This window comes from Streptomyces meridianus (assembly GCF_023703325.1).
Taxonomy (GTDB): Bacteria; Actinomycetota; Actinomycetes; order Streptomycetales; family Streptomycetaceae; genus Streptomyces; species Streptomyces meridianus.
Genome location: NZ_JAMQGM010000001.1, coordinates 65517 through 78445 on the forward strand (window position 1 = coordinate 65517; position 12929 = coordinate 78445).

At 70.5% G+C, this 12929-nt stretch carries 13 protein-coding genes; 8 read left to right on the forward strand and 5 right to left on the reverse strand.

The features are described 5' to 3' along the window. Positions 1-94 precede the first annotated feature (94 nt). The 6 genes from M1E25_RS00230 to M1E25_RS00255 all read left to right on the forward strand — a co-directional run bounded on the left by M1E25_RS00230 (position 95) and on the right by M1E25_RS00255 (position 5992). Entirely contained in the window at positions 95-1657 is a 1563-nt protein-coding gene (locus M1E25_RS00230) for an MFS transporter (RefSeq protein WP_251407479.1), read from the forward strand. A gap of 42 nt (positions 1658-1699) precedes the next feature. Next, a complete protein-coding gene (locus M1E25_RS00235) occupies positions 1700-1897 on the forward strand; it encodes an Arc family DNA-binding protein (RefSeq protein ID WP_251407482.1) in 198 nt (65 codons plus the stop codon). Beyond that, a complete protein-coding gene (locus M1E25_RS00240) occupies positions 1897-2265 on the forward strand; it encodes a type II toxin-antitoxin system death-on-curing family toxin (RefSeq protein WP_251407485.1) in 369 nt (122 codons plus the stop codon). The genes M1E25_RS00235 and M1E25_RS00240 overlap by 1 nt, the downstream gene beginning before the upstream one ends. A gap of 131 nt (positions 2266-2396) precedes the next feature. Further along, positions 2397-4184, forward strand: coding sequence for a DEAD/DEAH box helicase (locus M1E25_RS00245; protein ID WP_251407489.1), 1788 nt, complete (start codon positions 2397-2399; stop codon positions 4182-4184). A 247-nt stretch (positions 4185-4431) separates the two neighbouring features. Beyond that, entirely contained in the window at positions 4432-5073 is a 642-nt protein-coding gene (locus M1E25_RS00250; protein WP_251407492.1) for an IclR family transcriptional regulator, read from the forward strand. A gap of 79 nt (positions 5074-5152) precedes the next feature. Next, complete coding sequence (locus tag M1E25_RS00255) at positions 5153-5992, forward strand: YlbL family protein (protein WP_251407495.1); 840 nt, start codon at positions 5153-5155, stop codon at positions 5990-5992. Positions 5993-6043: 51 nt separating this feature from the next. Here the strand turns inward: M1E25_RS00255 and M1E25_RS00260 are convergent, their stop codons facing one another. The 5 genes from M1E25_RS00260 to M1E25_RS00280 are packed head-to-tail and all read right to left on the reverse strand — an operon-like array spanning position 6044 to position 10351. Continuing rightward, complete coding sequence (locus M1E25_RS00260) at positions 6044-7027, reverse strand: glycine betaine ABC transporter substrate-binding protein (protein WP_372500477.1); 984 nt, start codon at positions 7025-7027, stop codon at positions 6044-6046. 4 nt (positions 7028-7031) lie between these two features. After that, entirely contained in the window at positions 7032-7856 is an 825-nt protein-coding gene (locus M1E25_RS00265; protein WP_372500478.1) for an ABC transporter permease, read from the reverse strand. Beyond that, positions 7853-9184 (reverse strand): betaine/proline/choline family ABC transporter ATP-binding protein, encoded by a 1332-nt coding sequence (locus M1E25_RS00270; RefSeq protein ID WP_308290374.1) that lies wholly within the window; start codon positions 9182-9184, stop codon positions 7853-7855. The genes M1E25_RS00265 and M1E25_RS00270 overlap by 4 nt, the downstream gene beginning before the upstream one ends. Then, the gene (locus tag M1E25_RS00275) at positions 9177-9824 is read right to left on the reverse strand and encodes an ABC transporter permease (RefSeq protein ID WP_251407498.1); all 648 of its coding nucleotides are present in this window, start codon (positions 9822-9824) and stop codon (positions 9177-9179) included. The genes M1E25_RS00270 and M1E25_RS00275 overlap by 8 nt, the downstream gene beginning before the upstream one ends. 53 nt (positions 9825-9877) lie before the next feature. Then, positions 9878-10351 (reverse strand): Lrp/AsnC family transcriptional regulator, encoded by a 474-nt coding sequence (locus M1E25_RS00280; RefSeq protein WP_251407501.1) that lies wholly within the window; start codon positions 10349-10351, stop codon positions 9878-9880. Positions 10352-10484: 133 nt separating this feature from the next. Between M1E25_RS00280 and hppD the strand changes: the two genes are divergently transcribed. Both hppD and M1E25_RS00290 read left to right on the forward strand, forming a co-directional pair. Next, entirely contained in the window at positions 10485-11627 is a 1143-nt protein-coding gene (gene hppD / locus M1E25_RS00285; protein ID WP_251407504.1) for a 4-hydroxyphenylpyruvate dioxygenase, read from the forward strand. A 176-nt stretch (positions 11628-11803) separates the two neighbouring features. Continuing rightward, complete coding sequence (locus M1E25_RS00290; RefSeq protein ID WP_251407507.1) at positions 11804-12886, forward strand: phage baseplate protein; 1083 nt, start codon at positions 11804-11806, stop codon at positions 12884-12886. The last annotated feature ends 43 nt before the right edge of the window (positions 12887-12929 follow it).

The following is a 12929-nucleotide window of genomic DNA, read 5'->3' on the forward strand; positions in this document are numbered from 1 at the left end:
TCCGGCAGCGGCCTCCGGGACCAGGGCCGGGGACCGAGCCGGGACGGTCCGAAAGTCAGCGGCGCTTGTCGGTGGTGCCCCGTAATCTGTCGGGATGACCGCAGCTGAACCACGGGACGCCGTCGCGGAGGGCCCCGCCCGCAGTGCTGCCGGCGGTGCAGGCGAGCACGACGGGGAGCCGGCCGGGCGTACCGTCGTCGACCCCGCCCTGCTTCCCACCGGACCGGAGCAGGCGACGGCCGCGGAGACGCTCGAGGGGGTCATGAGCCGCCCCTACCGCGCCCTGAGCATCGGCATCATCTCCGTGGTCGTGCTCATCGCCTTCGAGGCCATGGCCGTCGGCACGGCCATGCCGGTGGCCGCCCGCGAGCTGCACGGCGTCCCGCTCTACGCCTTCGCCTTCTCGGCGTTCTTCACCACGAGTCTGTTCGGCATGGTCGCCGCCGGGCAGTGGAGCGACCGGTCGGGGCCGCTCGCCTCCCTCGCGGCCGGCATCGCCGCGTTCGCGGCAGGTCTGGGCCTGGCCGGAGCGGCGGGTTCGATGTGGATGTTCGTGGCCGGGCGGGCCGTCCAGGGGCTGGGCGGCGGACTGGTGATCGTCGCGCTGTACGTCGTCGTGGGGCGCGCCTACCCGGAGCGGCTGCGGCCCACGATCATGGCCGCGTTCGCCGCGTCCTGGGTGGTGCCGTCGGTGGTGGGGCCGGTCGCGGCGGGCAGCGTCACCGAACAGTTCGGCTGGCGCTGGGTGTTCCTCGCCATTCCGGTTCTGGTGGTTCCGCCGCTGCTCATCGCGCTGCCTGCGATCCGCCGTATCGCGTCCGGGCCGGCCGCCGGCCCGGACGAGGAGAAGCGAGGTGCTGGGGCGCGGAACCGGATCGTGCTGGCACTGGCCGCGTCGGTCGGCGCCGGGCTGCTGCAGTACGCCGGGCAGGACCTGCGGCCGCTGTCCCTGCTGCTCGGTGCGGCGGGTGCGGTCCTGCTGGTGCCGTCCGCGCTGCGGCTGCTGCCGAAGGGAACCTACCGGGCCGCCCGGGGCCTGCCGTCGGTGATCCTGCTGCGCGGCGTGGCCGCCGGCTCGTTCGTGCTGGCGGAGAGCTTCATGCCGCTGATGCTGGTTACCGAGCGGGGCATGTCGGTGACCATGGCGGGCCTGTCGCTGGCGGGCGGGGGAGCGACCTGGGCCGTCGGCTCGTACATCCAGAGCCGTACGGCGGCGCAGGCGCACCGCGAACGCCTGGTCCGCTTCGGGATGCTGCTGGTCGCGGCGTCCATCGCCACGGCTCCCGCGGTGCTGATCCCCGCGGTGCCGGTCTGGTGCGTGGCGGTGGCCTGGTGCCTGGGCTGCCTGGGCATGGGCGCGGTGATCTCGTCGACCGCCGTGCTGCTGCTGAAGCTGTCGCGGCCCGAGGAGGCGGGCAGCAACTCGGCGGCGCTCCAGGTCTCGGACAGTCTCGCCGGGATCGCGCTGCTGGGTGTGTGCGGGGCGGCCTTCGCCGCGCTGGGCGGCGGGGTCCCGGGCGGCGCGGTCCACGGGGCCACGGGCGGCGTGCACATCGCGCCGGCCGCGTTCCTCGCCGTGTTCGTCCCGGCGGCGGTGGTCGCGCTGTTCGGCGCCTTCGTCGCGACGAGGCTGCACGCCCGGCCGGGGGCGGGCTGAAAAGGTGGCGCGGCAGTTGGTACCACGCGGTACCATCACTGCATGGCTGGATTGAATGTGCGATTCACGGACGAGGAACTCGACGCCCTGCGCGAGCGCGCCGAGGAAGAGGGGCGGAGCATGCAGTCCTTCGCTCACGACGCGGTCGTCGCCGCCATAAACGAACGTTCCCGTAGGTTCGACGAGGCGGCCGCGCATGTCCTCGGCGTGAGCGCAGAGCTGAATCGGCGGCTCGCCTGATGTACTACCTGGACTTGACCGAACTGCTCGATCTGGCGGAGCGGCTCGGAACCCCCGAGGTGCGCGATTACGGACTCATCGAGTCCGCCTTGGCGCGACCGCGCGCGACCGTGTTCGGACAGGAGGCGTATCCGGACGTGTGGCAGAAGGCCGCCGCGCTGATGGAGTCGCTGGCCCGCAACCACGCGCTCGTTGACGGCAACAAGCGCATTGCCTGGCTCGCGACCTGGGTATTCCTGCACCTCAACGGGCATCCCCTGCAAGCCGAGTTCGACGTGGACGAGGCCGAGGCGTTCGTGCTGGGGGTCTGCCAGGGGCATCTCGACCTGAGCAAGATTGCGGAAACGCTGCCGCGGTTCGCCGTGTGAGCCGCCTGGGCGGAACTCTGATGTGACATGAGCCGCACCCCGGGAGTGGTCCGGACGGTCCGTCCGGACCACTCCCGGGCCACCGATAGGCTGGCGCGGTTGCCGATCCCGAACCGGCCCCGACGGAGACCGTGTCTACCACCACCTCGAACCACCACCTCTCGCCCGCCTTCCCCGGCCGCGCCCCCTGGGGCACGGCCAACAAGCTGCGCGCCTGGCAGCAGGGCGCGATGGACCTGTACATCGAGAAGCAGCCGCGCGACTTCCTCGCGGTCGCGACCCCCGGCGCGGGCAAGACCACCTTCGCCCTGACGCTGGCCTCCTGGATGCTGCACCACCACGTGGTGCAGCAGGTGACGGTCGTCGCGCCCACCGAGCACCTGAAGAAGCAGTGGGCGGAGGCCGCCGCCCGGGTCGGGATCAAGCTCGATCCCGAGTACTCCGCCGGTCCGCTCAGCCGTGAGTACCACGGTGTCGCCGTGACCTACGCGGGTGTCGGCGTCCGGCCGATGCTGCACCGCAACCGGTGCGAGCAGCGCAAGACCCTGGTCATCCTCGACGAGATCCACCACGCCGGTGACTCCCGTTCGTGGGGCGAGGCGTGCCTCGAGGCGTTCGAACCGGCCACCCGGCGGCTGGCGTTGACCGGTACGCCGTTCCGCTCGGACACCAATCCGATCCCGTTCGTGGCCTACGAGGAGGGCCAGGACGGCATCCGCCGTTCCTCGGCCGACTACACCTACGGCTACGGGCACGCCCTCGGTGACGGCGTCGTCCGCCCGGTGATCTTCCTGTCCTACAGCGGCAACATGCGCTGGCGGACCAAGGCCGGCGACGAGATCGCCGCGCGGCTGGGCGAGCCCATGACCAAGGACGCCGTCTCGCAGGCCTGGCGCACTGCCCTGGACCCGCGCGGCGAGTGGATGCCGAACGTCCTGCGGGCCGCCGACCAGCGGCTCACCGAGGTCCGCAAGGGCATCCCCGACGCGGGCGGGCTGGTCATCGCCAGTGACCAGGACTCGGCTCGTGCCTACGCCAAGCTCATTCGCGAGATCACCGGAACCGGTCCGACCGTCGTGCTCTCCGACGACTCCGGGGCGTCCCAGCGGATCGACGACTTCAGCCACTCCGAGGACCGCTGGATGGTCGCGGTCCGCATGGTCTCCGAGGGCGTGGACGTGCCCCGGCTGGCGGTCGGCGTCTACGCCACGACCATCTCCACGCCCCTGTTCTTCGCCCAGGCGGTGGGCCGTTTCGTGCGGTCCCGGCGGCGCGGCGAGACCGCGTCGGTGTTCCTGCCGACGATCCCCTCGCTGCTCGGCTTCGCCAATGAGATGGAGGTCGAGCGCGACCACGTCCTCGACAAGCCGAAGAAGGACGGCGAGGAGGACCCGTACGCCGAGTCCGAGAAGGAACTCGCGGAGGCCGAGAAACAGCAGGACGAGGAAACCGGCGAGGACGACATGCTGCCCTTCGAGGCGCTGGAGTCCGACGCGGTCTTCGACCGGGTGCTCTACGACGGCGCCGAGTTCGGCATGCAGGCGCACCCCGGGAGCGAGGAGGAGCAGGACTACCTCGGCATCCCCGGACTGCTCGAACCCGACCAGGTCCAACTGCTGCTCCAGAAGCGGCAGTCCCGGCAGATCTCGCACAGCCGGAAGAAACCCGCCGAGGAGGCGGACCTGCTCGAGATGCCCGCCGAGCGCCGCCCGGTGGTCACGCACAAGGAGCTGCTGGAGCTGCGCAAGCAGCTGAACACCCTGGTGGGCGCCTACGTCCACCAGAGCGGCAAGCCGCACGGCGTGATCCACACCGAACTGCGGCGGGTGTGCGGCGGACCGCCGAGCGCGGAGGCGACCGCGGGGCAGATCAGGGAGCGGATCAAGAAGGTCCGGGAGTGGGCCACCCGCATGCGGTGAAGACGCAGGACCGCGGTGCAGCGCGGGACCGGGACAAAACATCACCACCTTGCCCGGATTCTGGACGCGCTCTTCCGCTGACCGGTGCGCCTCGCTAGCGTGCGGCTTCTTGAAGAGCTCCGTTGCGGTCCGCGGCGGAGTTCAGCCGGTGCCGTGCGACAACCGGCGGCCTCTCCACGCGTTGCCGCTGGGACCGGTACCGCACCACACGGGAGTCACCGCCGTCACTCGATGAGGAGGGGGCGTCGTGACCGCGGAGACGTCTCAAACGCTGGATCGTGGCCTGAGAGTGCTCAAGCTGCTGGCCGATACCGACCACGGGCTGACCGTGACCGAGCTGTCCCACCGGCTCGGGGTCAACCGGACCGTCGTCTACCGGCTGCTGGCCACCCTGGAGCAGCACGCCCTGGTGCGCCGTGACATCGGCGGCCGGGCCCGGGTGGGGCTCGGTGTGCTCCGGCTGGGCCGCCAGGTGCACCCGCTGGTACGGGAGGCCGCCCTGCCGGTGCTGCGCTCCCTGGCCGAGGACCTCGGAGCCACGGCCCACCTCACCCTGGTCGACGGCACCGAGGCGCTGGCCGTGGCCGTGGTGGAGCCGACCTGGACCGATTACCACGTCGCCTACCGGGCCGGGTTCCGGCACCCGCTGGACCGGGGCGCCGCAGGACGGGCGATCCTGGCCGCCCGCAGGAACGGCGGCACGGACCCTGGATTCGCCCTCAGTCACGGCGAGTTGGAGGCCGGGGCCAGCGGGGCGGCGGCGCCGCTGTTGGGGGTGACCGGGGTGGAGGGCAGCGTGGGAGTCGTCCTGCTGGCGGACACCATTCCCGACCGGGTGGGGCCGCGCGTGGTGGAGGCCGCCCAGCAGGTGGCCGGCGCCCTGCGCTGAGCCGTCTCCCGGCCGGCCGCGGCGGGAGCCCGGAGGACCCGGACACGCCTCGGCCCGCCGGTCGACTACATTCGCCTTCATGCCTGCCGACTCCGCACCGCCCGCCGGCGACTCCGCTCCGACCTCCGGCGGAAGGTTCCGTCCGAGGATCGCCCGGCCCCTTCTCCTCTGCGCCGTACCGGTACTGGCGCTGTTCGGCGTTGCCGCGTTCGCGCCCCTGCCGTTCACCATCGCCGAGCCCGGCACCACCGTGAACGTGCTCGGCTCGGACCGGGGCGAGCCGGTCATCACGATCTCCGGGGAGAAGAGCCGCCGGACGACCGGCCAGCTGCGGATGACGACGATCGCCGCGACCGGCCCCGATGCGTCCGTCGATCTCGCGAACGTCGTCGACGGCTGGTTCGCCACGGACCGCGCGGTGCTGCCGCGCGACTCGGTCTACCCCACCGGTGACTCCACCAAGGAGATCCAGCGGTACAACACCGAGCAGATGCGTCAGTCGCAGGACGCCGCGACCGAGGCCGCGCTGCGCTACCTCCACAAGTCCCCGAAGGACGTGCGGGTGACGCTGCGCCTGGCCGACGTGGGCGGGCCGAGTGCCGGGCTGATGTTCGCCCTCGGCATCGTGGACAAGCTGGACGGTGACGGCAGCGGGGGCGACCTGACCGGCGGGCGGAAGATCGCCGGCACCGGGACGATCTCCCCGGACGGAAGGGTCGGCCCGGTCGGCGGGGTGTCGCTCAAGACCCGGGCCGCCCGGCGCGACGGGGCGACCGTCTTCCTCGTGCCGCGCAAGGAGTGCGGTGACGCGAAGGCCGAACGGCCCGCGGGCCTGCGGCTGGTACCGCTCACCACGCTCGGGCGGGCGGTCGCGGACCTGCGGGCGCTGGAGGAAGGTCGTCCGGTGCGCGGCTGCTGAACCCGGCCGCGGTACGGGCCCGGCGGGGCCCGCACCGCGACGGCCGGCGAGTCAGCCCTCCCTGATGAACCCTTCCTTGACCATCCAGTCCTTGGCGACCTCGTGCGGGTCCTCGCCGTCCACGTCGACTTTGGCGTTGAGCTGCTGGGCGACCGGGGTCGTCAGCTTCTTCGTGATCGGGTCCAGGATCTTCGCGATGACCGGGTACTTCCGGAACGTCTTCGAGTTGATCACCGGCGCGGCGTTGTAGTTGGGGAAGAACTTCTTGTCGTCCTCGAGCACCTTCAGGTTGAGCTCGGGGATGCGGCCGTCGGTGGTGAACACCTCACCGAGGGTGCAGGACCTGCCGCTCGTGACCTCGTTGTAGACGATGCCGCTGTCCATCTTCTTGAGGTTCTGCGACGGGATCGAGAACCCGTACTTCTTCTCCAGGCCCGGCAGACCGTCCTCGCGCACGGCGAACTCGCCGTCCAGGCACAGGGTGACGGCATCGGGGTCCTTCTTCGACAGGGCCGCCACGTCGGAGAGGGTCTCGAGCCGGTACTTCTTGGCGTTGGCCTGGTTGGCCGCGAACGCGTAGGTGTTGTCCATGGGCGCGGGGGGCAGCCAGGTCAGGCCCTTGCCGCGGTCCTCGTCGCGCACCGCGACCCACTGCTTGTACGGGTCCGCGATGGGCTTGGTGTGCCCGAGATAGGTGATCCACGCGGTGCCGGTGTACTCGTAGTTCGCGTCCGCGGCACCGGACTTGACGGCCTCCCGGGTGCCGATCGAGCCCTGGATGGCCGTCCGGTCCAGCACCTCGGCGCCCGCTGCCTTGAACGCCAGGGCCATGATCTGGCCGAGGATGATCTGCTCGGTGAACTCCTTGGAGGTGACGGTCAGGTCGGCGCCCTTCAGCGGCTGCCCGCGTCCGATCGACCCCGGCTCGACGTCGTCCGCGACGGGGCTTCCGCTGGCCAGCCCGCAGCCCGCCAGGCCCACCGCGGCCACCAGCGCCCAGGCCGCCCGGCCCGTGTACGAAAATCGCCTGCGCACGCCTTCAGTCCTCCAGTCCACGAGGCCGCAGCCACACCTCGACGAGCGAGGCCAGCCAGTCCACCAGCAGCGCCAGGGCCACCGTCAGCACGGCGCCCACGACGAGCACCGGGGTGCGCTGGACCCTGATGCCGGCCGCGATGAGGTCGCCCAGTCCGCCGCCGCCGCCGAACGTGGCCAGGGTCGCCGTGCCCACGTTGAGGACGAGCGCGGTCCGCACACCCGCCAGGATCAGCGGGACGGCCAGCGGGAGTTCGACCCTGGTCAGGGTTCCACTGCGTGACATGCCGATCCCCCGTGCCGCGTCGAGCAGAGTCGGGTCGATCGCCTTCAGCCCGGCGACGGTGTTGCTGAGCACTGGCAGTACGGCGTAGATGATGATGCCGATCAGCGCGGCCTTCTGCCCGATGCCCAGCCAGATCACGAGCAGGGCCAGCAGGCCGAGCGCGGGGGTGGCCTGGCCGATGTTCGCCAGGGCCATCACCGGGGGCGAGGCCCAGCGGAACGCCCTGCGGGTCAGGGCGATGCCCAGCGGGATCGCGATGATCAGGACGAAGAAGGTCGAGATGGCGACCAGCTTGATCTGCTGCCACAGCGCGGTCTGCACCAGGCTTGCCGTGAGGGCGTTCCGCGCGATCGAGTCCAGCGTGACGTTGCCGGCGTACAGCCACAGCAGGAGCAGGATGGCGACCAGGATGGCCGGGACCGTCACCAGTTTCTGCCAGGTGAGCCTGCGCGGCGGCTTCGAGTGGGCCACCGGGCCCCGCTCGATCTCGTCGTCGGTGCTCTCGTCGCCCCGGTCGGTCCGGGGGGTCTCGGTTCCGCTCACGACGCCTCACCCGAGGTCGTGAAGGTCCCCTCCTGAGCCGCCCTGGTGCGGCGTGCGCGGTCCGCCTCCAGGGAGTGACGGTGCTCCATGGCCGCCAGCCGGTCGGCCTCGAGCATTTCGTGCACGGAGTTCAGCAGGGTCTCCATGTCCACGACGCCGATGTACTCGCCGCGCCGTCCGGTGACGGCCACTCGTCCGCTGCTGTCGGTCAGGACCGCCTCGAGCGCGTCCCGCAGCGTGGCGTCGCGGGTGACGTGGTCGTGGATGAGGGTGCCGGCCCGGGCCAGCGAGCCCTTCACCCGGCTCAGGTCGCCCCGGCGCAGCCACTTGTAGGGCCGGTTCTGCTGGTCCAGGAGCAGCAGCTCGTTGGCGTCGCCCGACCGCAGCTTGTCGAAGATGTCCTGCAGCGGGTCGTCCACGCGGACCGTGTCGAAGTCGGCGATCTCGACGTCCCGCACGCGGGTCAGGTTGAGTCGTTTGAGTGCCGCCCCGGCCCCGACGAAGCCGGACACGAAGTCGTCGGCGGGGTTGGTGAGAATCGCCTCGGGGGTGTCGAACTGGGCGATGTGGGACTGCTCGCGGAGCACGGCGATGCGGTCGCCGAGCTTGATCGCCTCGTCGAAGTCGTGGGTGACGAAGACGATTGTCTTGTGCAACTCGCGCTGGAGCCGGATCAGCTCGTCCTGGAGGTGATCGCGGGTGATGGGGTCCACCGCTCCGAACGGCTCGTCCATCAGCAGCACCGGCGGGTCGGCTGCCAGTGCCCGGGCCACGCCCACGCGCTGCTGCTGTCCGCCGGACAGTTGGCGCGGGTAACGGCTGTGGAACTCGCGCGGGTCCAGGCCGACCAGGTCGAGCATCTCCTCGACCCGGTTCTTCACCTTCTTCTTCGACCAGCCGACCATTCGGGGCACCTGGGCTATGTTCTCGGCCACCGTCATGTGGGGGAAGAGGCCGGACGCCTGGATCGCGTATCCGATCTTCCGCCGCAGGCCCACGGGGTCGATGTCGGTGACGTCCTCGCCGTCGATGCTGATCCGGCCGGAAGTCGGCTCGATCAACCGGTTGATCATCCGCAGACAGGTGCTCTTGCCGCAGCCCGAGGGCCCGACGAGGACCACGAGTTCGCCGGCGTTGATGTCCATGGTGACGCCGTCGACGGCCGGCAGCGGGGCGCCGGGGTAGTGCTTGGTCAGGTTCTCGAGCCGGATGGTCGCACCGGTGACGGAAGTGGCCGCCGCGTCGCCGTGCGGCGCCTCCGTGGCCCCGGACGGGCCCGTCTCGGTGGGCCGGGACTCGGCTGTTCCCGGCTGGTCGTGGTCAGGCACGGATACCTCTCGAAATGGTCAGCCGTCCGATGAGGACGTAGGCGGCGTCGAACAGCAGCGCGAGGATCACGATGCCCAGCGTTCCGGCCAGTACCTGGTTGAGTGCGTTGGCGCTGCCGAGGCTGGAGATCCCGCGGAAGATGAGGTTGCCCAGGCCGGGTCCGGAGGCGAACGCGGCGATGGCGGCGATGCCCATCAGCATCTGGGTGGCCACCCGGATCCCGGTCAGGATCGGCGGCCAGGCGAGCGGCAGTTCGACCTTGAACAGCCGTGCCGTGCGGGACATCCCGATTCCCTTGGCCGCATCGACGAGCGCCGGGTCGACGCCGCGCAGCCCGACCACCGCGTTGCGGACGACGGGGAGCAGGCCGTAGAGGACCAGGGCGAGCACCGTGGGGGCCACACCGAGTCCGACCAGCGGGATCAGCAGGCCGATCAGGGCGAGCGAGGGGATGGTGAGGATGGAGGCTGTGGTGGTGATGGCCAGGTTCCCCGCCCACTGCCTGCGGTAGGTCAGGACCCCGATCGCCACGCCCAGCACGGTCGCGATCACCATGCACTGGAAGACCACGCTGGCATGCTGGTAGGTGTCCACCAGGACCTGCTGGTAGCGACTCCCGAGGTACTCCCAGAAGTTCACGGACTGCCTCCCGGCCGTTGTTCCCTTTTGATCGCTGCTCCTTCGCCGCCCTCTCAGGAGTTGTCCTTCGCCGCCTGACGGACCAGCGGAACAATTCTGAGCGGGACCGGATTTTCCATCACGATGGCGGTCGAGGCCCGCACGATCCCATCAAAGCCCACGACCCGGTCGATCACGCGCTGGAGATCTGCGTTCGAACGTGCGACCAGTCGGCAGAGCATATCCCCGTGACCTGTGGTTGTGTGAAGTTCCAGTACCTCAGGAACGCTGCGCAAATGCTCCCGGACGTCTTTTCCCTGACCCTGTTTGATTTCTAGGGTTGCAAATGCTGAAACTGGGTATCCGAGCGCCGCAGGGTCCACCTCCGGGCCGAATCCGCGAATGACTCCTTTGTTCTGCAGCCGGTCCAGCCGGGCCTGCACCGTGCCGCGCGCGACGCCCAGACGGCGTGATGCCTCGAGCACCCCGATGCGCGGTTCCGCCGCCAGCAATTCGAGAAGCCGTCCGTCGAGTGCGTCGATTCCCATGTGCTGCACCTCCCGTGATCTTGAGTGGTCATCCTGTACAGATATACCGGTCGGATCGGCGATGCATGCAGCAGATTGTCCAGTGAGAACGGCAACTATTGCGCACCTTGTGAACCGGCGAGAGCCTGAAGGCATGACTGAGACCATGGATCACACGCCCGGAACCGCGCAGCAGGCGGACCCCTTCCCGGTGAAGGGAATGGACGCCGTCGTCTTCGCCGTCGGGAACGCCAAGCAGGCCGCCCACTACTACTCCACGGCCTTCGGCATGAAGCTCGTCGCCTACCGCGGCCCCGAGAACGGGTGCCGTGAGACCGCGAGTTACGTCCTCGAGTCCGGCGGTGCCCGGTTCGTGTTCACCTCGGTCATCAAGCCCGCGACCGACCACGGACGGTTCCTCGCCGCGCACGTCGCCGAACACGGTGACGGCGTTGTCGACCTCGCCATCGAGGTGCCCGACGCCCGCGCCGCCTACGCCCACGCGGTCGAGCACGGCGCCACCGGACTCGAGGAGCCGCACGAGTCGAAGGACGAGAACGGCACCGTCGTCCTCGCCGCCATCGCGACCTACGGCCGGACCCGGCACACGCTCGTCGAGCGCACCGGCTACGACGGCCCGTACCTGCCCGGATTCGCCGCCGCCGACCCGATCGTCGAGCCCGGCCCGCGCCGCTTCCAGGCCATCGACCACTGCGTCGGCAACGTCGAGCTCGGGAAGATGAACGACTGGGTCGGCTTCTACAACGACGTCATGGGCTTCACCAACATGAAGGAGTTCGTCGGCGACGACATCGCCACCGAGTACTCCGCCCTGATGTCGAAGGTCGTCGCCGACGGCACCAAGAAGGTCAAGTTCCCGATCAACGAGCCCGCGATCGCGAAGAAGAAGTCGCAGATCGACGAGTACCTGGAGTTCTACGGTGGTCCGGGCGTGCAGCACATCGCGCTCGCCACCAACGACATCGTCGCCACCGTCCGCGCGATGCGCGCCGCCGGCGTCCAGTTCCTCAACGTCCCCGACTCGTACTACGACACGCTCGGCGAGTGGGTCGGCGACACCCGGGTGCCGATCGACGAGCTGCGCGAGCTGAAGATCCTGGCCGACCGCGACGAGGACGGCTACCTCCTGCAGATCTTCACCAAGCCGGTCCAGGACCGGCCGACCGTCTTCTTCGAGATGATCGAGCGTCACGGCTCCATGGGCTTCGGCAAGGGCAACTTCAAGGCCCTCTTCGAGGCCATCGAGCGCGAACAGGCCAAGCGCGGCAACCTCTGACGGCACCGGGCCCGTGAAGCCCGCCCGCGGCCCCCGGCGGTCCTTTCGCACGAAAGGCACCGCCGGGGGCCGCACCCCGTCCGGATGAACTTCCCGCGACACCGCCCCGCGTCCGGCGCAGGCCGGCCTCCGCGGGCTCCCATGTCCCTCTACCGACCAGTGGAGGGAGGGCGCACATGAGCGACCAGGGAGGACCCGGACGACCCGGCCGCAGGGCGCTGCTCGCACTCGCCGGAGGGACGGCCGCAGCCGCCCTCCTCGGCAACGCCCCCGGCACGGCCGCCGCGCAGGCAGCCGGGCGCACGCCCCGGGCGAACCGTCCGCCCCACCGAACCCGCTCCCCCCGGGGCGCCGGGGGAATCACCGACGAACGGTTCGGCCTGGACGGCCCGCACGTTCCCTGGCTCACGGACTGCACCCTGCGCCACCCGACCGTCATGCAGTCGTTCGCGTTCGACGAGACGCACCAGCACCTCTACGCGCTCCAGGTGGTCCCGGGCGGCGTCCGCCTCCCCGCCGAGACCCGCACCCGCCCCCATGCCGCACGGCTGCGGAGCGGCGACCTCTGTCTCAACCGCCTCACCATGGACGGCGTACTCCTGGACCACATGTACCTCAAGGGCTTCGGCCACGGCAGCGCCATGGGCATCGAGGAGCGCGCGGACGGCGGCACCGTCCTCTACACCGAGTGCGACGCAGGCCCCGCTTCCGGCCACGGCCGCGCGGTCGCCCGCTTCGCCTACGCCCCGGGCCGGGTCCTGCACGGCGACGCCCCCGGCCTCGACTGCTACCGGGCGAAGCCGGGCTCCACGGGCAACTCCGTGGCCGTCGACCTGGCGGGACGCCGTCTTCTGCTCCGCTACCGCAGGAACGGCGAGCACCGCTACGCCCTCTACGACCTGGACGGATTCGTCGCCGAACTCTTCGACCCGCTGGCCGACTTCGCCCAGCCGGACCCCGGACCGGATCTGAGGTTCCAGGGCATGGCGCTGTACGGCGACTACGCGTACCAGGTGCTCGGCCCGGCCACGGTCCCCGCACGGCGGACCGCCACGGGCCCGACCACCTGCCTGACGTGCCTGGACCTGCGCACCGGTCGCGTGGTCGCCGAGACCCGGCGTGAGACCTCCTACGCCGCCGGACCCATGGCCCCGGAGGGGCTCGCCGTGCTGCGCTCCGGCGGACCTCGGCTGTGCCTGGGCTTCGCCTCCGGTCCGGTGGGCGCCCGCGCCTTCGCCGTGTATCAGCAGCAGAGCTGAAGGTGTCCGATCTTCCCAGCGGAGCCGTCGGATGCCAGGCTGA